This window comes from Saprospiraceae bacterium (assembly GCA_016709995.1).
Taxonomy (GTDB): domain Bacteria; phylum Bacteroidota; class Bacteroidia; order Chitinophagales; family Saprospiraceae; genus JADJLQ01.
Genome location: JADJLQ010000002.1, coordinates 766,553 through 791,022, shown reverse-complemented (window position 1 = coordinate 791,022; position 24,470 = coordinate 766,553). Strand labels below are relative to the sequence as shown.

The following is a 24,470-nucleotide window of genomic DNA, read 5'->3' as shown; positions in this document are numbered from 1 at the left end:
GGAATCCGGAAGAATGTTTTTAATCATATGCTTTCAATTAACTTTACGTTTTTTCATAAAACTAAGCTGTTAATTTTTATTGATCATGATTATCTATTCCTGTCAGATAAATAATCACGAGAATAAGACCACTGATACTAGCACGCATGAAGAACACGGAGGGTATTACCATGGCCATTTATAGCGGGTATCTCGCTGCCTGGGCGATTGCAGGATCATTAAATCGCCCTTCCAGGAAATTATTTTATCAGGATACCTACGTTCAAAACTTAAAGACGAGACTTACTTTGTTTTACCTTCTAACTTATCCCGACAAAGACATAACTGTGCATTTGAGATCAGCCATTCGGGAGAGTATTATCAATCAAAGCGAAAATGAAATCTATCTCACTTTTAGCCAACCTACACTGACGAGTAGAGCAGTTGGATTTAACAGAATCTTGCATGAGCATGGACTTAATATGCAACAGGTAATCAGAAATATTGCGTTGCCTCAAGAATTGATGTGAAAAAGCGGTGATCATCTAATAGGACCCTTTTAAGTAAACAATTCCTCTTCTGGGATATGGTAGTTTTATTATGCTCTCTTTATTTTAACAATGCAGGCAATATAAATTCAGTCATCATCCGATCTACCTGCGGGTGTGCATAAGGAGCTCCATAGGCCGTGGCAGTGACTACTATGACCAAAGGCTGATCTTTAAACACATATATTTTATTGCCTCCATTGCCCGTACAATAGAAAGTCTCATAAGTTTTATCTTTAATTTTAAATTTTTTATTCCAAAACAAATAGCCGTAGTATTCGTCTTCTCTTCCTGGAATCATTCTGTGCTTTGAAAATGTGTGATCGATCCATGATCGGGGAATGATTTGTTCACCATGCCAATTACCCTTGTTTTTATATAGCTGTCCATATTTTGCAAAGTCAAGCGCTCTCAATTGTATGCCACCGGCGGTATTGACTACATGCTGAGGAGTATACTGCCATTGGTAGTCGGTGATGTTTAAGGGTTTGAACAGCTTTTGGTTAGCATATGCTTCAAGACCACCAGGTACTGACTTGTGTAGAATATCTCCCAAGACCACCACTCCTGCAGTAAAATAATGCCATTCGTCTTTGGGCCTGGTGAGATTGACCGGCAGGTCCAGGGTAAATTTTACCCAGTCATTTGTAGGATACATATTCTCCTCATTACCTGGAGAATCATAGTCGTCGTCATTTCCATCCAAAACAGCACTCATCGTCAATAGATCTTCAATGGATAATGCTTCCTTTTCCGAAGAGTAGTTTGCAAATGATTTAAAAGGATAAAATTCCTTGAGCGATTGATGCACACTTTTTAGATACCCTTCGTTTAGAGCTATCCCGGTCATCGTAGATGCAAAGGATTTGCCCACAGATCTCGGATCATGAAGGGTATTCCTGTTTTCCCCATTAAAATATTCTTCGAACAAAAGCTTGCCATCTTTGATGACGACCACGCTGCTGATATGCCTAAATACTGATTCATTGACATTACCCATCATTTCTTTCATTAGAGATTGGTTAAAGTCATCCTGTGAGATATCAAATCCATCATATGGTTTTAAAGGAGTCAAGTGAATATTTGAAATGTCGATCTCAGGTTTTAGTTTGACTTGGATATCCAGTTCGCCAGCTGCCATCAGTTCGCCTACTTTCACTCCTGATCCAATATTGATATAGGGTCTGACCTCTAGTCTCAATCTATGAGGCCCTTCAGTCATCGCACTGTCTCCTCCAAAATGCATAAATCTTCCCCAAAATGATTGACTCCACCATCCACCTTCATGTTGATTGTCGATGAGCGGTTTGGTAATAATAGTAGCGGTATCTTTAATTTTTGGATATGGAGCACCGGGATGAAGATTGCTTTCATAGATTTTTTTACCATCCACCATCATTTTAAATTGAAAATTTCCATTCTTTGTTAGTTCTTCTGTTTTTGAGTCAGGTGATAGTACATGCAGATAATTGGTCAAAGAATTCCCTAAAAACACAGTGATAAACAAATCGCTTTTATTAGTCAATACATAAGATTGCATAAAATCAGTTTCTTTGAGCTCTTGCGGAGGGTACGATCGGTCAGTGAATGCTATTTTACCAATATTGGCCTGATGTATGGGTAAGGTAATGCCCTCTGTCTTTACGAAGTCTTCAGGCACTATGATGTTGTCATGACCACCGGCTTGAAAACAATTCGCAAAGCTCATTAACAAAAAAACAATACAATACTTCATAGCTTGAGTAATTATTAATTGCAAAAATATCCTAAAGGCTATTGTGAAAATAGAATGAGATTAACACTAGTTTAAAACAAGTAAGCTTAACTCAATAATATCCTGCGATAGGCAAGCGGATTGAAGCCAACAAGCTCCTTAAAATTTCTTGTAAAATGACTTTGGTCTGCAAAGCCACATTCAAACGCGATTTCAGTCAGAGAGTATTTTTTGATGGGCAGCAGGGAAATTGCTTTTTCAATCCTTACCTTCCGGATATATTCACCGAGGGTGCAGTTAAAGTATTTTGGAAAACACCTGGACAAGTGGACAGGGTGGATATCTAAGGTTTGAACAAGGCTATGAAGGGATAGATTCCGATTGGATTCCTCCTGAAGTATAGCCCTGAGCTTTTCAACCCACAAAGGTTTTTTGCTGGTGATATTTTTTTGCTGATGATTTAGTTCGGACAGACCCTGTAACAATAGGCATTCAATAGATAATATAGAAGCCACATCCAACTGTTTGCTTTCACCAAATATCTTATACAGTAATAGTTTGATTTCCGGGCTGGAAATATTAAAACTGCCTTCTAAGTGATGGTCTCTTAAATCATATTTTTCAAACCATTGTTTTTCAATTTCAATATGAAAGCCTCTTGTATACCCCTCTGGCTTAATATTATAATGCGGCTCTTGCCAATGGTGAAACAACAGGCTGCTGGGTGTGCAGGTATAAATTTCTTTTTTATTGCCTTCTAATACCTGACCTTGGAGTATAAAGGTGAAATATGCATTCTCATGATAGTGCCAATCCACTTTGGCTTGCGTGTATTCTGTATCTGTCAGGGTGATACCGTCTAATGTATGGATTTTATTAGTTTGCCCATGAAATTGTCCTGTAGTTAATACTTTCATTCAATTGGGGCATGTTCAATAAGAATAACTTCTGGATGGGTGAATTTAAAAATGGAGAATATAATATGTAACGGACTACACTTTCACCCTTTTGGCGATCATCTGATCTACGCCGGAAGTAAATTCCTGTACGGTTGGCACATAACCAGTCTTCCCTAATGCCCTGATGCTAAATTGGCCGGTGCCTTTCTCTTTATCAAGGTCAAATACCCATATAGTAGGATAGCCACTGACATTAAACGCCTGTTGTAAAGATTGATTTTGTGCACGGATCGCGTCAGGGATTTTTATGCCCCTGGGAAAATCCAATTCCAGCAAAACCACATTTTTATCAGCCCATTTTTTAAAGTCAGGTTGTAAAAATACAGCGGCTGATAGCCTTTTACACCAACCACACCAATCACTTCCTGTAAAATTGGCCATGATAGGTTTGCCGGTTTTCTTAGATAGGGCAAATGCTTCATCAATGGACACCAGCCAGCCTTCATGAGTAGCTTTATAAGGCGTATTTTGAGTAAATGCAGTCAAAGTCAATCCAAGGGCTACAATCAGCAGAAAAGGCTTTTTGGAAATGGCAGTAATATTCATGATCACTAAATTAGATAAAAATGAGGTACAAAAGTACGATTTTTTCTATTGCAATGCCAGGCTTTGATGATCGGGGATCTGCTCGATGATGCCATATTATTTTCTCATATGATATTTACAGCTTTGACGGGGAGTAATCATATTATTTACTGTGAGTGAACTTTTTATTCTCCTGTCACTCCAGCCAAGCAGATGGTCCCAAAAAGCCGGAATTTTTCTATTTTTCCATAGCCATAAAATCCACTACCAGATTAGCCATCGCTTTTAGGCCTGTGATGAATCCACTGTCATCGATATAAAAATCCGGAGTATGATGTGGAGCCGAGGATTTTGGATCCTTGCCTTTGGGTAGACCACCAATATAAAAATACAGGCCAGGTACCTTGTTGGCAAAAAACGAAAAATCTTCAGCTCCGGTTTCTGCAGGTACCAGGATGACATTGGACTCACCAGCGGATTTTTGCAAGGAAGGCAACATTTGCGCAGTCAGTGCAATATGATTGAAAGTGACCGGATAATGCGTTGAATAAGGTAGTTCTACGACGGCTTCAGCCCCATTGGCTTCTGCCGTTTTAGTCGCTATCTGTCGAATGCGATCAAAAATCAATGTTTCATCCCCCTCACTTAAAGTCCGTACTGTGCCCAGCATCTCCACTTGCTCAGGTATAATGTTAGAACGGTTCCCACCATTGATCGCTCCGATAGTCACGACCGCAGCATTTTCAGTAATATTGACATTGCGACTCACGATGGATTGCAGACTGGTGATGATCTGCGCCGAGGTCAGCACCGGATCTACGGATGACCATGGTTCAGCACCATGAGAAGATTTACCTTTTACCGTAATTTTGAGATCTCCTACTCCAGCGAACATACCTCCGGGCCGATAGGTGATCTTACCTACTTCCGATTGGGCATTGATGTGTAATCCAAATATCACATCGACTTTTGGATGGTCGAGTACGCCTTCTTTCACCATGAGTTCAGCTCCACCTTCTTCGCCTTTGGGCGCACCTTCTTCTGCAGGTTGAAAAATAAATTTGACCGTGCCTTTTAATTCAGGCTGGATTCCTTTTAGTATTTCTGCGACGCCCATGAGAATGGCTACATGAGCATCATGACCGCAGGCATGCATCACTCCCGTCTCTACTCCATTATATACCGTTTTGACTTTTGAAGCAAAGGGCACCGAAGTCCGTTCGGATACCGGCAATCCATCCATGTCTGCTCTGAGTGCCACCACTGGACCTGGGTGCCCTCCTTTGAGTAATCCTACTACACCGGTTTTTCCCACATTTCTGGTCACCTCCATGCCCAGTGATTCAAGATGCCTGGCGATCAGACCTGCCGTGCGGAATTCTCGATTGCCCAACTCTGGATGTTCATGAATATCATGTCGCCAAAGGATCACTTTCTGCTCTATTTTTTCTGCGGCTGATTGTATTTGTTGTCGGAGATGGTCTGATTGTGCATGTACATAACAAAGATTAAAGACAAAGCTTATCAGAACCGGTATGATTGTTTTTCGCATGAGTATTTTGTTTATGATTTGGCTAATTTCTTTTGGCAAGTTTTTCGATGGTCAGACCTTGAACAATGATGCTGAATAATACACAAAAATAAGTTGCGATGAGCAGCATATTTTTGGTTTCGCTGGAAGGTAAGGACAATACCAGGGCTATAGAAAGACCTCCTCGCAGACCTCCCCAACTTATAATCTTGACCTCCTTGTCAGTCAGTTTTAACAGATTGGGAATGATCAGATGGGGCAAATACACGACTACAATCCTGGAACATAATACAATCAGAACCGAAAGGAGTCCGACAAAAAAGTATTTCGTTTTAAAATCAATTTCTATGAGGACTAAAGCGATAAGAATAAACAGGATAGCATTCAGCACGACATCGACCAATTCCCAAAATTTTTGAACATACTCCAGCGTAGTATTGCTCATCGATACTTCAGTTTTAAAATTGCCTACCATCAAACCCATGACCACCATGGCCAGAGCGCCTGAGATATGGAGATAATTGCAAAAAGAATAACCAGCCATGACAAATGCCAGGGTCAGTAAAATTTCAGTTTCATAATGATCAATCCAGGATAAGAGTACATGCAAAGCATAGCCCAAAACAAAACCCATGATAATACCGCCGATGGCCTCCTGAATGAATAATATCCCAAAATGAGACAGACTAAACGAACCGGTATTGAGTGTATCCAATATAGCTATAAAAAGGACTACACCTACTCCATCGTTGAACAGGCTTTCCCCTACGATGGTATACTCCGTCTTTTTAGGCACGTTTGCTTTTTTTAGTATCCCCAATACTGCGATCGGGTCGGTTGGCGAGATCAGGGCACCAAATATTAGACAATGTATAAAATCGATGTTTAAATCAAATAGCTGCGTCAGTCCGTAGAACAAACCTGCAATGATCATCGTAGAGACCAGGACTCCGCCTATGGCGAAAGTGGCTATAGGCTTGATTTGTTGTCTGAGGTTATTCCAGTTGGTGTGTAGCGCACCTGCAAAAAGTAAAAAGCCCAGCAAGACATCCAGGATGATTTCGTCGATCTTCGCACGTTCGATATAGGTTTTGATTTGCTCGGCAGGAATGTCCAGCCAGTACTTAGAGGTGATGACCAGCAAGGAAAGAATAGTTGAGAGAAAAAACAACCCGATTACAAACGGGAGCTTCATAAACCGCTGGTTGATAAATGCGAATCCTGCTGATAAACAAATGATAAAGGTCAGTGCAGTATATAAATTCATGCTAGTACTCCTTTTATTGCTACCTATTTTGTAGTGCGGCTAAAGTACCCAATATATATCTTTTAGGCATCACCGACTTCCTACATTGGCTTAACCTATATGAGCCGGATCCTTAAATCTTGGCAGTTGAAATCAAATGGCTGTGCTTAATCAATCTACCAATCTACTACAGAACCATCACCGGCATCATAAGACTCCGGATTTTTCCAATCATGGCCAATCTTGTCCGCTAATTTGTTTTCATCCAATTCTATGCCACGACCAGGTCCGGATGGTATCAACACGTTACCATCCTTTTCGAGTTTACAGGATTGTTTTATATATCCCTCCCCAATGAAACTTGCTCCTGCACCAGGAAATTTGGAATGCTGGCTGCCAGTTGTAAACCAGAAGCCAGTGATATTGGGCCCATTGGATTGTGTGGAGCGATCACCGCATAATAAGCTTCCGCCATTCCGGCGATTATTTTTCCCTCAGTGATGCCTCCAGCATGGCAAAGATCGGGCTGGAGGATAGAAGCAGCTCCTTTTTCCAGTATTTCCCTGAATCCCCATTTGGTAAAAATTCTTTCACCAGTTGCGATCGGCAAAAAAGTGCTCTTGGCGATATCTACGAGGACATCCACATTCTGAGGCTGACATGGCTCTTCAATAAACATAGGTTGATAAGGTTCGAGCTGTCGGATCAATATTTTTGCAGTCTGCGGAGAGATGGCCCCGTGAAAATCAATCCCGATGTCCATACTATCGCCTCCGGCTTGTCGGAGTGATGCAAAATTTTCAACTGCATATTGAATAAATTTTGGATTCTCTACTGCCCTGGCAGGATTTAGCTTCGCCACTCCAGTCTTGATGACAGTATAACCTTCTTGTACCCTGAGCTTCATGTCCTCTGCATTACTGGCCCGGCCATAGATGCGTACACGGTCCCTGGTAGGACCTCCAAAAAGTTCATATACCGGAAGGTTCAAAAGTTTGCCTTTGATATCCCACAAAGCCTGATCGATCCCACTGAGCGCGCTGGTCAATATAGGGCCTCCTTTATAAAACGCATGCCGATAGATAGCCTGCCAGTGGTGTACGACATGCCGCGGATCTTTGCCGATCAGGTAGGGTTCTATCTCTTTAATGGCAGCTTGTATAGTAAGTGCTCTGCCTTCGAGCAAAGGCTCACCCAAACCTACCACACCTGCATCGGTATGAATTTTTAAAAAGATCCATCGGGGTTTGACTAGAAAAGTCTCCAGCTTGGTGATTTTTATTTGAGTTTTTTCCCGGGCTTCCAGCCTGGCTATATTGATTCCTTCTTCAGGATTTATTGCATTGGCATTAATAGGTAGTGCCGCTGCTCCTGCGAGTGCCAGGAAAGATTGTATGGCCGATCTTCTGGACACGCCTTTCAATTTGCTCATAATTAATTTACGTTTTGATTTTAGAAAAAAGGGAATGACTTCACAAGTTAAGCAAGTTTTTTATTCCAATTTTTAACCACTTTGGATCGGTGAGGGACCATTAAAAACGCCACTCAAAATGGTATCATCCCCGTGTTGAGTATCAAAACAGAATTTTAATTTACCTGGATATTGGAGGGTGTTAATTTGGCATACCTTGCGGCTTTACCTTAAAAGTGAGTTGGGCTTTATCTCTGTGGGAAAGTGAGGTGGCTTTCATTTTCTGCTACCTTTTAATTACATTCAGTACCAGATTATTAATATGAAGATTTTAGTGCCTATTTTTTCTGCATTCTTGCATTCATTCACTGCAAAAAGGGAGCTCAGCAACACTAGCTACTCTGAAAGCATAAAAGTACAAGAGGTGGACGATACTTCGCTTGTACATACCGATGTTCATCCTGGCGATTGGTTGTCCTATGGCCTCAATTATGCCGAAGATCGATACAGCGCTTTGGATCAAATAAAAAACTAATATTGATTCATTAGGTCTGCTTTGGTCATTAGATCTTGGTACCAAACGAGGACTGGAGGCCACTCCACTGGTGGTAGATGGTATCATGTATTTTACTGGAGATTGGAGCAGGGTTTATGCTGTCGACGCCCGCACAGGCACTATGCTCTGGCAATACGATCCTTTAGTACCTCGCGCTTATGGTGAAAAAGCATGCTGTGATGTGGTCAATCGAGGTGTTGCCTTGTACAAAGGCCATGTATATGCGGGGACCTTTGATGGAAGATTGATCTCTCTGAATGCTGTCAACGGACAACGATTTGGAGCATTATGACCGTTGATACTACCAAACCATACACGATAACAGGAGCACCAAGAATCGTCGAAGGAAAAGTAATCATAGGCAATGGCGGTGCAGAATATGGAGTAAGAGGATATATTACGGCTTATGATGCCATCACAGGTCAGCAGGTTTGGCGATTTTATACCGTGCCTGGTGATCCTGCGAAGCCCTTTGAATCAAAGGCTATGGAAGATGCCGCTAAAACCTGGACAGGTGAATGGTGGAAATATGGTGGAGGAGGAACAGCCTGGGATGCTATGGCTTATGATCCCGGGCTCCATCTGCTTTATATCGGTACAGGCAATGGATCCCCATGGGACAGAAATTATCGAAGTCCGGGTGGGGGAGACAATCTTTATCTATCCTCTATTATAGCGCTCAATCCCACCACAGGAGTTTTAGCCTGGTATTATCAAACTACTCCCGGGGATAGTTGGGATTTTACAGCTACACAGCATATCATACTCGCCGATCTTGCTATTAAAGGGCAAATAAGAAAAGTGTTGATGCAGGCTCCTAAAAATGGATTTTTTTATGTGATAGACCGTACAAATGGTCAATTTATTTCAGGTGATCCATTTGTGTATACCAGTTGGGCTAAAAGCATTGATTCGACCACCGGCCGTCCCATTGAAACTGATTTTGCTCGTTTCGATAAAAGCAATACAGATATATCTCCTACTTATGATGGGGCTCATAATTGGCATCCAATGGCCTATAATCCAAATACGAATTTGGTCTATATCCCGGCTGCGGAGCGAGTAGCACCTTATGGACATGATCCTCATTGGGAGCATGGCAAATCCGGACTGGTAGTGGTAATGGGTGGAATCTGGGCACGGGAACGGACCCGACTAAGCCGTTTAGAAAGATACTATAGCAGCCCGGCTAACACCTAAAGGAATGCTGATCGCCTGGGATCCGGTAGCCCGACAAAGAAAAATGGCGCATAACCCATCCTGCTGATTGGAATGGAGGAGTGCTGGCTACTGCCTCGGATATAGTGTGGCAAGGGACCGCGGATGGTAGATTTGTGGCTTGTGATGCTGCTATCGGGACCAAAATCTGGGGAAACCAATGTAGGCGGTGGAGTGATAGCTCCGCCCGTCACTTATATGGTCGATGGACGCCAATATATTACGCTTTTGGTTGGTTGGGGCAGCGGGGTTGGTCAAAAAAGAAAATGGGCACCTTTGCAACCCGGTAGAGTATTCACTTTTGCACTCCAGGGTCATGCCTCCTTTCCGGTGTATAATAAAACTAACCTTCAAACGATTCCCGATATATCATTTACTTCGACGAAAGAAGATATCCAGCATGGCCAGGTTTTATTTAATCAATATTGTGCTATTTGCCATGTAGTTAATGGAGGTGGGGGAGGAATCATTCCAGACCTGGTTTATGCCACTGAAGCCACGCATCAAAACTTTTCACTCATTGTACGCAAAGGAGCTTATTTGGCCAATGGCATGCCTCGGTTTGGCGATAGATTGAGTGAAGCAGATGTGGCGGATGTTCAGAAATTTGTGCTGAACTCAGCCAGGCAAGTAAAAGAAAGAATGAAATAACTGTTTCTATAGAATTTGATTCTAATAGAGATCGGTTTTTTACGAAAACGTTTTACTTAACTGGAACCACCATTTCAAAAAAATTACTACCTTTTGATCGCCTATTTTAACTCAATGGACTATCTATTTGAACTAGAATACCCTTAAAAGTTATTAATATTTTTAAAACTTAATTTTGCATGAAAATATCTACTGGAATAAAGAAATTAATTTTTAGGATTGTTGGCCATTTGTACGCTGATGGGCCAGAGTCAATCTTATGACCTGCTTATTAAAAATGGTCATGTCATCGACCCTAAAAATAATCTGGATGCTATCATGGATGTGGCCGTCCGGGATGGTAAAATTATCGAAGTATCTAAGTCGATCAATAAACCAGCCACTAAAACCATAGATGCCACTGGTCTATACCTGACGCCTGGACTGATAGATATCCATGGCCATCATTTTTTTGGGACTAAGTCCAATGCTTATCTCAGCAATAGTTATACGGCTCTACCTCCTGATGGCTTCACTTTAAGATCCGGCGTCACAGCGGTAGTAGATGCCGGCGGTGCCGGTTGGAGAAACTTTGACGACTTCAGAAATCAGACCATCGCCAATTCAAAAACCAAAGTATTTCGCTTCCTCAATATAGTAGGCTCAGGGATGAGTGGCGGAGCAATAGAGCAAAACCTGGCTGATATGGATGCCAAGCTGACAGCCATGGTAACCAAACAAAATAAGGATAGGGTCGTAGGTATCAAACTGGCGCATTATATGGGCCATGACTGGACTCCGGCGCTCAAAGCAGCAGAAGCAGGCAGGCTGGCAGATATCCCGGTGATGGTAGATTTTGGAGGCGCAGATCCTCCACTGTCGATGGATACTTTACTGAATATCGTATTGCGACCGGGAGATATATTGACACATTGTTTTGGTCATGTCAACGGTCGTGAACCTTTAGTGCAAAACGGAAAAGTACAGCCATTCGCTTTTAAAGCTCAGCAAAGGGTATCATCCTTGATGTAGGTCATGGTGGTGGAAGTTTTGTATACGCGCAGGCAACCGCTGCGTTGAGCCAGGGGCTTAAGCCCAATACCATCAGTACAGATTTGCATACCGGCAGCATGAATGCAGGTATGAAAGACATGGACATGGTGATGACCAAGCTACTTAATCTCGGCATGGACTTTAAAGAAATTATTACAGCCAGCACCTGGAAGCCAGCTCAGGTTATTCACAAAACAGAGCTTGGTCATCTCTGTAGGCGCAGCGGCCGATATGCATTATTGAAAATAGAAAAGGGCAATTATGGTTTTTATGATGTACAGGGCAAGCGCATGACCGGCGACAAAAAAATCGTGTGCGAAATGACCTTGTTGGATGGAGCCATAGTGTGGGATTTGAACGCCTTATCATATAAAGATTAAAACCTTATACCACCAGTGAAACCGATCATTTTACCACTATTGGCTATTGTATTACTGGCTAAATGCAAGCTCCTCTGACAGAATTATACGTTCAGGAAGATTTCAGTCACCGTTGTAGTAGATAGCCTCCCTGGTGGATCTGGGCATATTGCAGTCAATGAGAATGGCGATATCTATGTCAAGCTGATGGTACCCGGACACGGCGCCAATGTAGCCTTGAGAGATACCAATGGAGATGGCAGAGCCGACATCATCAAAACCTTTGGAAATTATAAAGAACTCGGACGCTACGGTACAGCCATGCGGATCTACGAAGGCTATTTGTATTACAGCACGGAGCTCATGATCTATCGCAGCAAATTAATTCCAGGTCAATTGTTGCCGGAAGAACAGTTTGATACGATCGTCATCGATGATCATGAACATGGCTTGCACGAGCACAATGCCAAGCCCATCACTTTCGATCTTGAGGGGCATATCTTTGTTCCTTTTGGTGGACCCTCCAATGCTTGCCAGGTCAATAACAGAACTCCTTTTTCTCCGGGCATAGATCCTTGCCCTCTCCTAGAAAACCATGCAGGTATCTGGCGATTTGATGCCAATAAAAAAATCAAACCCAAAAGATGGGTATAAATATGCTACCGGACTGAGAAGCCTTTTGGCTATCGAATGGAATGATGTGGATGATCGCCTTTATACAGTCATGCATGGCCGGGATGATTTACTCAGGTTGTGGCCCAATAAATTTAGTCCCTGGCAAGTGCCTTGTTGCCCTCAGAAGAGTTCTTGAGGGTCGACGAAGGCAGCAATTCCGGTTGGCCATACTGTTATTACGATCAGATGCAGGGTAAGAAAGTATTGGCACCGGAATATGGCGGCGATGGTAAGATCATTGGAAGATGTGATACATTCAATAATCCCATCATTGGCTTCCCCGGACACTGGGCCCCAAAATGATTTGTTTTTTTTATGAAGGGGACCAATTCCCTGATCGGTATAAAAACGGGGCTTTTATCGCCTTCCATGGAGCTACCAATCGCGCCCCTTATCCGCAATCAGGTTATTTTATCGGGTTTGTACCTTTTCATGAGGGCGTGTTTGACAAAGAAGTCGAGGTATTTGCGGATGGATTTGCCGGGGTCGGCCCAATCGTCAGTGTCAGCGATGCAGTCTACCGACCTATGGGTATCGCCATGGGCCCGGATGGTTCGATGTATTTTGCGGAGACTGAAAAAGGAAGGATTTGGCGTGTAAAATATAAAGGAGATAAAAAACTTTTGGGCAGCCACAGCTGGCTTCCATGGAACTAGGAAGTCAGCGACTAATATCCGCACCCGGACATTAATCTTGATAACCTGGACCGAAATGATACTGCAATGACCAAGGTTGGCGAAAAATTATATACTGTTTATTGTGGCGCCTGTCACCAACCAAATGGCATGGGTGCCTCAGGAAGGTTCCCTACATTGGCTTCAGACTGGGTGGCAGGTGATAAAACTCGATTGATTCAGACGGTACTCCAGGGTGTCGAAGGGGATATCATGATCAATAAAGAAATATTCAATGGTACCATGCCCCGCCATGATTTTCTCAAAGACGAAGACATCGCCAATATCCTGACCTATATAAGAAAAACTTTGGCAACCAGGCTGATGCCGTCACTACTGACGAAGTCAAAGCCCAAAGAGATAAAATAAAAAAGCAACTAATTCACTTAACTTTTAAATTTTCAAGAATCATGAATACGAATCGAAGAACTATTTTTTAAAAAGCTTGCTACCGGTTTGGCAGCAGTCATGGGATTGAAAACGGCAGAGGCTGCTAATATCATGGCTAACAATTCTTCTGTCGTCATGGATCAGAATGTACCCCTGTTTTCTGGCAATAGAGTGCATGGCAATATGGTGTTTATCGCAGGCAAAGGCGCTCATTTTGATGGTGATATCACAGCCCATACCAACCATGTCCTGGATGAATTGCAAAAAGAGTTGGAAAAAGCAGGGTCCTCCATGAACCATGTGCTCAAGGTCAATGTCTACCTCAACGATCTTAAAGATTACAAAGCTATGAATGAAGCTTATAAAGGACGCTTTGGGGATCTCCCGCCCGTGCGCACGACCATTGCGGCTGCAGGTGGTATCCCTGGCGATTCTCTGGTAGAAATAGATTGTATAGCATTTTTTAAAATCATAGTATCATGACAAAACGAAGAGATCTCATCAAAGGAGCTTTTGCTTTGCCTTTCGTCGCTCCATCCATATCACTTAGAAAACGAGGAGAGGAAAAACTGAAGCCCGGTGATTTTGAGCGCGATTATTTCAAAGAACTTGGATTAAGGACATTTATCAACGCTGCAGGTACCTATACGGCACTTACAGCTTCGCTGCCACATCCTGAAGTGATCAAAGCGATCAATTATTCTGCTTTACAATTTGTCAAGTTAGAAGATTTGCAGGATAAAGTCGGGGAGCGATTGGCAGAGCTGTTACAGTGTGAGTTTGCCATGGTCACCGCAGGTGCTGCTTCAGCTATTACATTAGGAACAGCTGGCATCGTCACGGGAGGCGACTGGGATAAGATAACGCAGATACCCAATGATATGACCGGTATGAAAACGGAAGTGATCATCCAAAAGACACATCGGGTAGGTTATGATCATGCTATCCGCAACTGTGGGTTAAAGGTGATTGAGGTAGAATCTGCCAAAGAACTGGAAGCTGCCATCAATAACAATACAGCCATGATGTGGTTTCTCAATGCCAGCAATTTTTTGGGCAAAGTCAGGGATGAGGAGTTTGTGACAATCGCCAAAAGACACCAGATCCCGACTATGATCGATTGTGCTGCAGATGTACCCCCTGTCGAAATGCTTTGGAAGCATACTAAGATGGGTTTTGACCTGGTTTGTTTTTCGGGTGGCAAAGGCCTGCGTGGTCCACAAAGTGCAGGGCTTTTATTGGGTAAAAAGCCCTGGTTACCGCAGCCAGACGAAATGCTCCACCTAATGGAAATACGGTGGGTCGTGGTATGAAAGTCAATAAGGAAGAGATCCTCGGTATGCTGGTTGCGATCGAACAATACCTTAGCCGGGATCATCAAAAGGATTGGAAGCTTTGGGAAAGCCAGGTCAATTTGATCTATGATGCTGCTACCTCGGTCCCGGGTGTCATAGGTGAAAAACATGTACCTCAAATCGCCAACCATGTACCTTCATTAAATATAAAAATAGACCAGTCCAAAGTGAATATGACTTGTGATCAATTAAGGATTGCTCTCAGGGAAGGTCACCCTTCTATTGAGACTGTCGGAGATGCTTCTACCCTAGGCATTACTACCTGGATGATGATACCCGGTGAAGAACGTACCGTAGCAAAACGGATCAAAGAAATATTATTATCAGCCTCCATTAAATAATAAATAAGGCTCTACGGATCATTAAAATATTAAAGACTTCAATAGCTGGTTATTTGAGTATTGATTTACACTTAAATCTGCTGAATATGCTTGTTAAATGAAAAACATTGACACAAATTATCTCATATATAATAGTTATCGTTTTGAGTACGCTATCCACTATTTCTTCAATAGCTCAGAAGACTAAAAATTATGCTGTAAATGCTATTCAGACAGATCAGCTGATTATCAATGGATTGGGGGATAACCCTCTCTGGCAAAAAGCGGAGATCTTGGCAGATTTTATTTATCCGTGGAATGAAGGCTCACCACCCGCAATGAGCTTTCAAGGCTTACATGACCAGGACTATTTATATGGACTGTATAAAGTGATAGATCCTAAAAAGATTTTGATCTTCCAAAACACCAATCATAAAAAGGAGGTCTTAGCTTCTGATCGGGTGGAAATATTTTTTAGAAAAAATGATAAAATGGATCCTTATTATGGGTTAGAGATGGATCCTCTTACGCGTATTTATGATTATAGAGCACGGTATCAACGCAAGTTCAGGCAGGAATGGAGCTGGCCGGAGGGTGAAGTGACAGTCAAGGCTACGATCAATGATACTGGATATATCCTTGAATTTGCCATTAGTAAAAAATCGCTCAGAACTTTTGACCTGATTAAAAACAACAAAATAGAAGCTGGGTTATATCGTGGAGAGTGTGTCCAGCTCGAAGGTGACAAAGCAGAATTTAAATGGATTAGTTGGGTGAAGCCGGATAGCGAAACCCCTAATTTTCATATTCCGAGTTCATTTGGGGTTTTGGAGTTGAAGTAGGTCTTCACTTTTCGTTGGATACACATTCGCTTTTAAATGAGGCTCACAATCCTATTTATTCAAAAATGGATTGGACTTATTATGCCACTTCTACTTATTTCAGAGGCGCTTCTGATTGCTTCTTTTCATTCAATTCAATTTTTTTACTTTTAAAGAAAAATCATATGATGGACTCAGCCAGAATACTTTTATCCTCAGCATTTTTAATAGCAGCTACCACTTTACATTCCCAGTCCTTTGAAGCCCTGCAGTATCGCACTGTCGGTCCGGGCAGAGGGGGTCGGGTCACTTCCGTAGCAGGTACACCTATAGCGCCTTCTACTTTTTATCTCGGTGCTTCTGGCGGGGGCCTATGGAAGACAGGAGGATTATGGTACTAGTTGGCACAATGTATCTGATGGATTTTTCGCTTCTCCATCGATTGGAGCTATAGGTGTGGCAGTCAATGATGCCAATATAGTATATGTAGGTACAGGATCTGACGGCATCAGGAGCAATGTCATCGTCGGTAAAGGCATGTATAAATCCACCAATGCCGGCAAAACCTGGCAACCTATCGGTTTAGAAAAAACAGCTCATATCGGTGCAGTGGAAATAGACCCAACCAACCACAATATCGTCTGGGTGGCAGCCATTGGCAATGCATTTAAGCCAAATGACGAGCGCGGAATATTTAAAACTTCTGATGGTGGAAAATCATGGCAGAAGGTGCTGTTCATTTCCAACAAAGTTGGCTTTGCCGATATAGAGCTCTTGCCTGGCAATCCGAATGTAGCCTGTGCAGCAGCATGGAAAGTAGATCGCAAGCCCTGGAACATCATATCCGGTGGCACCAATGACGAAGGCGGCATTTATAAAACCATGGATGGCGGTAAATCCTGGGAAAAACTCAGCAAAGGTCTACCGCAGGGACTTATTGGAAAGATTGATTTGGCTGTAACGCCTGCCAATTCCAGCATACTATATGCCATCATCGAAGCGTCTGGCAAAGAAGGCGGTCTGTACAAATCGGAGGATCAGGGTGATTCATTTAAACAGGTGTCCAGTGACGAGGGCTTGGTCAATAGGCCATTTTATTACTGCAATGTGGCAGCGGATCCAAAGAATGCAGACATCGTATACTCCATGGCCAATCCCATGCTTAAGTCAGTTAATGGGGGGATATCCTGGACCAGGGTAAATCCTCCCCACGGAGACAACCACGACATCTGGATCAATCCCAACGACCCGGATCTATTCATTCAATCCAATGATGGAGGAGCCAATATCACGCACAACGGTGGCAAAACCTGGTCTACTCAATTTAATCAACCCACTGCTGAACTTTACCAGGTAGAGGTCGACGACCAGTATCCTTATTGGTTATGCGCCGGGCAACAGGACAATTATACTGCCATCGCTGTGCCCAGCTTTCCCCTAGTGCAATTCAAACGCCAGGAGTAGGGTGGATCATCAATGTCGGTGGTTGCGAAACCGGACCTGCGGTGCCCAAACCCGGGAGATCATAACACTGTCTACACCAACTGCAAAGGCGTATTTGGAGTGTTCAATAAAAAGACTGGTATAGAAAAATCCTATCCGGTGGGAGCCTCCAATATCTATGGACATAATCCTAAAGATCTCCAGTATAGATTCCAAAGAGTAGCCCCTGTCCATGTATCTCCTCATAATCCCAATGTAGTTTACCATGGATCCCAATATTTACACAAAACTATCGATGATGGTCTGCATTGGGAGACGATTTCACCGGATCTCACTGCCAATGAAGCAGATAAACAGGTGATCTCGGGCACACCCATCACCAGAGATATTACTGGAGAAGAATTTTATAGCACGCTCTATTCAATCAGAGAGTCAACCGCAAAAGAAGGGTTGATTTGGACTGGATCGAATGATGGGATTATACAAGTCACCAAAGATGGTGGAAAAGTTTGGTCTAATGTGACTCCATCCAAACTCCCCAAAGGAGGTCGAGTCGACGCTGTAGAGCCTTCACCGCATGATCCTGCCAAGGCCTACGTATCAGTTTTGCTATACCAATTAGGAGATGATCGCCCCTACATTTTTAAAACAGTAGATTATGGAAAGACCTGGGAGCTACTCACAACCGGGACCAATGGGATTCCGGCTGATTTTCCTACACGGGTGATCAGAGAAGACCCTGTAAGAGCAGGTCTATTGTATGCTGGCACAGAATATGGATTATTTGTTTCGTTTGATGATGGCAAAAGCTGGAAGCCCTTTCAACAGAATCTACCGGTGACCCCTGTGACGGATATCAAAATATTTCGTGGCGACCTTATCGTGAGCACCATGGGACGCTCCTTTTGGATCCTCGACAATATCACCACCTTGAGACAAGCAGAGATCCTTGATCTGGCTGGCAAGCCGATCCTGTTCAAACCTGATAATACGATTAGATATCGATATCCAAGAGTCAGCAATGACAGATCAGCCTTTCCGGTGTATCCTCAGCCAGGAGTGACTATTGATTATTATATACCTAAAGACAATGCATCACCGATAAAACTTGATATCCTTAATGTGAATAAAAGTATAGTTGCAACTTATATCAGCGATACCAGCAAACAAAAACTACCTCAGACGGTCATTGAAGATATGAATACCAATAAAACCATTTTTTTGGTAAATAAGTCATTGTCCACTCAGTCGGGATTGAATCGCTTTTCATGGGATATGAAATATACCGGACCCTGGACCAAAGAACTCAGTAGAAGGTATCAAAATGGCCCTGTGGCTGCACCAGGTACCTATACGGTTAGGCTAACACTCAAAGACATAGTTATCGAGCAGCGTTTTGATTTATTGATGGATCCTAGAGTAAAGGACGAAGGTTTGTCAGAAGCTGATATTGTCACCCAGGTATCGATGCAACAAAACTGGCTGACCTCGTGACGGAATCTCAAAAATTACAGGATCAACTAGAAAAAGAAGATAAACAATTACTCGTAGATAAAAATCAAACAGATCGGCAATTGAAAGTAAAGGCTGCGCTGAAACTTTTAAAAACAGAGAGCGGTGCTTACCCTCAACCTATGCTCACAGACCAGGTGACCTATCTTTACAATGTGATCAATGACGCCGATCAGCTCCCTGGTAACGAAGTAGAAAAACGATTTGAAGCATTAAAGAATCAAATGAGAGATATAAAAAAGGCATTGGAATAAATGCGTTACTTGTTTGTTTTTTTAAAATAATCAACAGGCAAATAAACGGAAGAAGTCTATACGTTAAAGGCGTAGTTTGGGAGATTCGGGAGAATCACAAGTAACTGAAAGGCTAGGTATATATTACAAAAAAAAATCATATAAAAACCCCGAAAACACTGCCTTAAGTGTAAATTCGGGGTTTAAAGAATTTAAATTATATGGCAAAGTTAATCGAGATACGGAATAATATTTCACAGCTGCCATTTTTGAGTCTTCAAGACCAATTGGCAGAATATGAAGAAGAGTTTAGGAGAAGTGAACTTGGTATGATCTATGCAGCCATACCTTGGTCAGAAATAGCTCGGACACTATCTAAAATAAGTCGAAAGCAAAAGAAGGGTCCTCTATGTTCGATACTAGGGGAAAAGTGGCATTGATGTTATTGAAGAATTATTGTAATTGTACTGATCAGGATTTGATCAATCGATTGAATAGTGATTGGAAGCTGCAAATGTTTTGTGGGGTATTATTAAGACCTAAAGAAGGGATTGCTAATTTTAAAATTGTAAGCTCTATCAGATGTGAGTTGGCCAGAGTATTGGAAGGAGAAGCGTATCAAAAGATCCAGGAGATATTTGCCAAGAGTTGGAGACACTATATGACTCATCCTCATATTGCACGTATGGATGCGACTGCTTATGAAAGTAATTTACGATATCCAACAGATGTAAAACTATTGTGGGAGTGCTGCGAATGGATGCACAAAAAACTACTTTGGTGCTATGGGCATTGGGTGTTGTTCAACCTCGCATTAAATTTAAAGAGCAAAAAACAAGGTATTTAGGCTAAACGAACAATTACTTGAAAACAAGGTAAACCAAGTCATTGAGAAACTCAAAACATACCGGCCAAGAAAAAAGGAAGCTAGTGAGGCCTTGTCAAATGTCATTCGCTATTATGAGGAACCTGAGGATAGAATGCAATACAAAACCTACAGAGAAAATGGATGGCTACTAGGATCTGGCCCCATCGAATCTGCCCACAGGAATGTCCTTCAACACCGATTAAAGTTATCTGGACAGCGTTGGTCAATTCAAGGTGCCCAGCACATTGCCAATCTAAGATGTTTGAAAATAAGTAACAGGTGGACCGATATCACCAATCTAATTAAAAAATGCAGCTTGATGTGCAATTTGTCCTACACCCTAAATAATTGATAATTTGTCGAGCACCATTGTCTGACATTTATGCTAATTTGGAATGAGTTTTAAGGCAAGAATGATTTATTATATTTGATAGCTTTTAGAAGTGGATTTAGCATTTTTTTGAATTATTTCTATGAGGTTGAAAGCATTAATATTTTTATTATTGTCAGTTACTAGTAAGCTTTTTGCTGGCTCACAGACCGATTATCGATTAGTCATTGAAAATTTTAATTTGCCTATTTGTGGTGGTAGTTGTTCTGGTTATTTTGATTACTATGTATTTCATGATTTGACAAATACCAAAGTACCAATTAGTCAACTCCAAATACTCCCTGAAACCTTTGAAGATGATGGACCTATTTCGAGTAATACCTATAGGTTAAGTCATCTTTGCCCAAATACTTCATATACTTTTCGAGTTATTTTTACTCATAATTCGATACAACACTCAATAACTGAGACAATTGTTGTTAGTGAATCTTCCACATGTACTTTCAATAGTTTTCCAATTTCTAGCTATAATGATTGTGAATGCAATCTATTTACGTTCACAGCTTCTGATCCTTCTCCAAATGGATGGACTTTTAAATGGCAATATTCATCCTCATGCAATGGAGTCTGGTCTGATTACACATCTACTTTACCTGAATATCAATCATTATCAGGCAAATTGGGAGCCTGCCCGGAAAGTGCTCCTTTAAACCCATCAACAGGACTAAGAAGAGCTATCCAAACAAATATTTTGTCCGGTTGTTATCGAAGAGCGGCTCAAAATTTGACTACTGGGACTTGGATATATTCTAATGTTATCAATGTTGTGGTCAAGCCTCTTCCTATCGCAAGTATTAATGGTATCACTACGATCTGTAATGGAGGTATTACAACCTTAACTGCAAGTGGAGGAGGTAGTTATTTATGGAGCAATAATTCAACCTCAGCCTCGATTAATATATCTCCTACTATCACTACCGGTTACTCAGTGAACGTAACGAATAATGGATGTCAGGCAACTGCTTCACAAGTAGTAACTGTGATTCCCACCCCAATAACCCCCACCTTAAGTGGAGTGAGTCAACCCGGTTGTGGTGGGACCACCGGCAGTTTTACCATCACCAATTACAATGCATCTTATATTTATACAATAAGTCCTTCCTCCGGAGTAAGCCGATCAGGTAGTACAATCACCGCGCCAACTGGCAGCTACACCGTAACAGCCACTTTAGGGCCGTGTACCTCGGGATCAACACTGAGTGCAACTGTCAATGCTGCACCAACCACACCAACGACACCAACCTTAAGTGCAGTGAGCCAACCTGGTTGCGGTGGGACCACCGGCAGTTTTACCATCACCAATTACAATGCTACATATAGTTATACGATCAGTCCATCCTCCGGAGTAAGCCGATCGGGTAGTACGATCACTGCACCAACTGGCAGCTATGCAGTAACAGCCACATTAGGGTCGTGTACTTCCGGCACCTCACTAAGCGCAACCGTAAATTCAGCACCAACCACACCAACGACACCAACCTTAGGTGCGGTAAACCAACCCGGTTGTGGTGGGACCACCGGCAATTTTACCATCACCAATTACAATGCTACATATAGTTATACGATAAGTCCTTCTACCGGAGTGAACCGATCAGGTAGTACAATCACCGCGCCAACTGGCAGCTACACCGTAACAGCCACTTTAGGGCCGTGTACCTCGGGATCATCACTGAGCGCAACAGTCAATGCTGCACCAACCACACCAACGACACCAACCTTAAGTGCGGTAACCCAACCCGGTTGTGGTGGGACCACCGGAAGTTTTACCATCACCAATTACAATGCGTCTTATGGTTATACAATAAGTCCTTCCTCCGGAATAAACCGATCAGGTAGTATAATCACCGCGCCAACTGGCACTTATACGATAACAGCCACTTTAGGGTTATGTACTTCCGGCAGCTCTTTGAGCGCAACCGTAAATTCAGCACCCACCACACCAACTACTCCAACCTTAAGTGCAGTGAGTCAACCCGGTTGTGGTGGGACCACCGGAAGTTTTACCATCACCAATTACAATGCATCTTATGTTTATACGATAAGTCCTTCTACCGGAGTGAGCCGATCAGGTAGTACAATCACCGCGCCAACTGGCAGCTACACCGTAACAGCCACATTAGGGCCGTGTACCTCGGGATCATCATTGAGCGCAACTGTCAATGCTGCACCAACCACACCAACGACACCAACCTTAAGTGCAGTGAGCCAACCTGGTTGCGGTGGGACCACCGGAAGTTTTACCATCACCAATTACAATGCATCCTTTGTTTATACGATAAGTCCTTCTACCGGAGTGAGCCGATCAGGTAGTACAATCACCGCGCCAACTGGCAGCTACACCGTAACAGCCACATTAGGGCCGTGTACCTCGGGATCATCACTGAGCGCAACTGTCAATGCTGCACCAACCACACCAACGACTCCAACCTTAAGTGCAGTGAGCCAACCCGGTTGTGGTGGGACCACCGGAAGTTTTACCATTACCAATTACAATGCTACATATAGTTATACAATAAGTCCTTTTACCGGAGTAAGCCGATCAGGTAGTACAATCACCGCGCCAACTGGCAGCTACACCGTAACAGCCACATTAGGGCCGTGTACCTCGGGATCATCACTGACCGCAACTGTCAATGCTGCACCAACCACACCAACGACACCAACCTTAAGTGCAGTGAGCCAACCTGGTTGCGGTGGGACCACCGGAAGTTTTACCATCACCAATTACAATGCATCCTTTGTTTATACGATAAGTCCTTCTACCGGAGTGAGCCGATCAGGTAGTACAATCACCGCGCCAACTGGCAGCTACACCGTAACAGCCACATTAGGGCCGTGTACCTCGGGATCATCACTGAGCGCAACTGTCAATGCTGCACCAACCACACCAACGACACCAACCTTAAGTGCAGTGAGCCAACCTGGTTGCGGTGGGACCACCGGAAGTTTTACCATCACCAATTACAATGCATCTTATATTTATACAATAAGTCCTTCCTCCGGAGTAAGCCGATCAGGTAGTACAATCACCGCGCCAACTGGCAGCTTCACCGTAACAGCAACATTAGGGCCGTGTACCTCGGGATCATCACTGAGCGCAATTGTCAATGCTGCACCAACCACACCAACGACACCAACCTTAAGTGCAGTGAGCCAACCTGGTTGCGGTGGGACCACCGGAAGTTTTACCATCACCAATTACAATGCTACATATAGTTATACGATCAGTCCTTCCTCCGGAGTAAACCGATCAGGTAGTACAATCACCGCGCCAACTGGCAGCTTCACCGTAACAGCAACATTAGGGCCGTGTACCTCGGGATCATCACTGAGCGCAACTGTCAATGCTGCACCAACCACACCAACTACTCCAACCTTAAGTGCAGTGAACCAACCCGGTTGTGGTGGGACCACCGGAAGTTTTACCATCACCAATTACAATGCATCTTATATTTATACAATAAGTCCTTCCTCCGGAGTAAACCGATCAGGTAGTACAATCACCGCGCCAACTGGCAGCTTCACCGTAACAGCCACATTAGGGCCGTGTACCTCGGGATCATCACTGAGCGCAATTGTCAATGCTGCACCAACCACACCAACGACACCAACCTTAAGTGCAGTGAGCCAACCTGGTTGCGGTGGGACCACCGGAAGTTTTACCATCACCAATTACAATGCATCTTATATTTATACAATAAGTCCTTCCTCCGGAGTAAACCGATCAGGTAGTACAATCACCGCGCCAACTGGCAGCTTCACCGTAACAGCAACATTAGGGTTATGTACTTCTGGCAGCTCTTTGAGCGCAACTGTAAATTCAGCACCATCCACACCAACGACACCAACCTTAAGTGCAGTGAGCCAACCTGGTTGCGGTGGGACCACCGGAAGTTTTACCATCACCAATTACAATGCATCCTTTGTTTATACGTTAAGTCCTTCTACCGGAGTGAGCCGATCAGGTAGTACAATCACCGCGCCAACTGGCAGCTTCACCGTAACAGCAACATTAGGGCGTGTACCTCGGGATCATCACTGAGCGCAACTGTCAATGCT

At 43.1% G+C, this 24,470-nt stretch carries 11 protein-coding genes and 6 pseudogenes; 11 read left to right on the top strand and 6 right to left on the bottom strand.

Translation table 11 applies throughout. From position 1 onward, the window contains the following. Nucleotides 1–146: 146 nt before the first annotated feature. Nucleotides 147–509: a hypothetical protein gene (locus IPJ09_17525; protein ID MBK7373202.1), complete on the top strand. Its 363-nt coding sequence runs from the start codon at nt 147–149 to the stop codon at nt 507–509. 79 nt (nt 510–588) lie between these two features. Here IPJ09_17525 and IPJ09_17520 read toward each other — a convergent pair whose 3' ends face one another. From IPJ09_17520 to dgoD, 6 genes and pseudogenes are all read right to left on the bottom strand, one after another. Next, a complete protein-coding gene (locus IPJ09_17520; protein ID MBK7373201.1) occupies nt 589–2,262 on the bottom strand; it encodes a serine hydrolase in 1,674 nt (557 codons plus the stop codon). Nucleotides 2,263–2,348: 86 nt separating this feature from the next. Continuing rightward, entirely contained in the window at nt 2,349–3,158 is an 810-nt protein-coding gene (locus tag IPJ09_17515) for a helix-turn-helix transcriptional regulator (protein MBK7373200.1), read from the bottom strand. A 75-nt stretch (nt 3,159–3,233) separates the two neighbouring features. Next, nucleotides 3,234–3,746 (bottom strand): thioredoxin family protein, encoded by a 513-nt coding sequence (locus IPJ09_17510; GenBank protein ID MBK7373199.1) that lies wholly within the window; start codon nt 3,744–3,746, stop codon nt 3,234–3,236. 217 nt (nt 3,747–3,963) lie between these two features. Beyond that, on the bottom strand, nt 3,964–5,277 hold the full coding sequence (locus IPJ09_17505) for an amidohydrolase (GenBank protein ID MBK7373198.1): 1,314 nt from the start codon (nt 5,275–5,277) through the stop codon (nt 3,964–3,966). A gap of 22 nt (nt 5,278–5,299) precedes the next feature. Then, nucleotides 5,300–6,523 carry a sodium:proton antiporter gene (locus tag IPJ09_17500; protein ID MBK7373197.1) on the bottom strand — a complete coding sequence of 408 codons (1,224 nt, stop codon included), beginning with the start codon at nt 6,521–6,523 and terminating at the stop codon, nt 5,300–5,302. 155 nt (nt 6,524–6,678) lie between these two features. After that, a pseudogene (gene dgoD, locus IPJ09_17495) lies at nt 6,679–7,934 on the bottom strand (galactonate dehydratase). Nucleotides 7,935–8,235: 301 nt separating this feature from the next. Here dgoD and IPJ09_17490 point away from each other — a divergent pair. The 10 genes and pseudogenes from IPJ09_17490 (at nt 8,236) to IPJ09_17445 (ending at nt 24,453) form a co-directional block, all read left to right on the top strand. Further along, nucleotides 8,236–9,669: pseudogene (locus tag IPJ09_17490) on the top strand (PQQ-dependent dehydrogenase, methanol/ethanol family). 141 nt (nt 9,670–9,810) lie between these two features. After that, nucleotides 9,811–10,338 (top strand): c-type cytochrome, encoded by a 528-nt coding sequence (locus IPJ09_17485; protein MBK7373196.1) that lies wholly within the window; start codon nt 9,811–9,813, stop codon nt 10,336–10,338. A gap of 240 nt (nt 10,339–10,578) precedes the next feature. After that, nucleotides 10,579–11,750, top strand: a pseudogene (locus IPJ09_17480) (amidohydrolase/deacetylase family metallohydrolase). A gap of 186 nt (nt 11,751–11,936) precedes the next feature. After that, nucleotides 11,937–13,518 (top strand): annotated as a pseudogene (locus tag IPJ09_17475) (c-type cytochrome). A 28-nt stretch (nt 13,519–13,546) separates the two neighbouring features. Continuing rightward, nucleotides 13,547–13,951: a RidA family protein gene (locus IPJ09_17470; GenBank protein ID MBK7373195.1), complete on the top strand. Its 405-nt coding sequence runs from the start codon at nt 13,547–13,549 to the stop codon at nt 13,949–13,951. Continuing rightward, nucleotides 13,948–15,164, top strand: a pseudogene (locus IPJ09_17465) (aminotransferase class V-fold PLP-dependent enzyme). Before IPJ09_17470 ends, IPJ09_17465 begins: the two are co-directional and overlap by 4 nt. A gap of 143 nt (nt 15,165–15,307) precedes the next feature. Further along, nucleotides 15,308–15,985 carry an endoxylanase gene (locus IPJ09_17460; GenBank protein ID MBK7373194.1) on the top strand — a complete coding sequence of 226 codons (678 nt, stop codon included), beginning with the start codon at nt 15,308–15,310 and terminating at the stop codon, nt 15,983–15,985. Between the two features lie 167 nt (nt 15,986–16,152). Then, nucleotides 16,153–19,173, top strand: a pseudogene (locus tag IPJ09_17455) (hypothetical protein). A 388-nt stretch (nt 19,174–19,561) separates the two neighbouring features. Beyond that, nucleotides 19,562–19,999, top strand: coding sequence for a hypothetical protein (locus IPJ09_17450; GenBank protein ID MBK7373193.1), 438 nt, complete (start codon nt 19,562–19,564; stop codon nt 19,997–19,999). 1,136 nt (nt 20,000–21,135) lie between these two features. Beyond that, nucleotides 21,136–24,453, top strand: a complete 3,318-nt coding sequence (locus tag IPJ09_17445; protein MBK7373192.1) for a hypothetical protein — start codon at nt 21,136–21,138, stop codon at nt 24,451–24,453. Nucleotides 24,454–24,470 lie beyond the last annotated feature (17 nt).

Coding starts and splice junctions, on each gene's coding strand:
- IPJ09_17525 (MBK7373202.1), top strand. CDS start 147: ATGAAGAACACGGAGGGTATTACCATGGCCATTTATAGCGGGTATCTC.
- IPJ09_17520 (MBK7373201.1), bottom strand. CDS start 2,262: ATGAAGTATTGTATTGTTTTTTTGTTAATGAGCTTTGCGAATTGTTTT.
- IPJ09_17515 (MBK7373200.1), bottom strand. CDS start 3,158: ATGAAAGTATTAACTACAGGACAATTTCATGGGCAAACTAATAAAATC.
- IPJ09_17510 (MBK7373199.1), bottom strand. CDS start 3,746: ATGAATATTACTGCCATTTCCAAAAAGCCTTTTCTGCTGATTGTAGCC.
- IPJ09_17505 (MBK7373198.1), bottom strand. CDS start 5,277: ATGCGAAAAACAATCATACCGGTTCTGATAAGCTTTGTCTTTAATCTT.
- IPJ09_17500 (MBK7373197.1), bottom strand. CDS start 6,523: ATGAATTTATATACTGCACTGACCTTTATCATTTGTTTATCAGCAGGA.
- IPJ09_17470 (MBK7373195.1), top strand. CDS start 13,547: ATGGGATTGAAAACGGCAGAGGCTGCTAATATCATGGCTAACAATTCT.
- IPJ09_17450 (MBK7373193.1), top strand. CDS start 19,562: ATGTTCGATACTAGGGGAAAAGTGGCATTGATGTTATTGAAGAATTAT.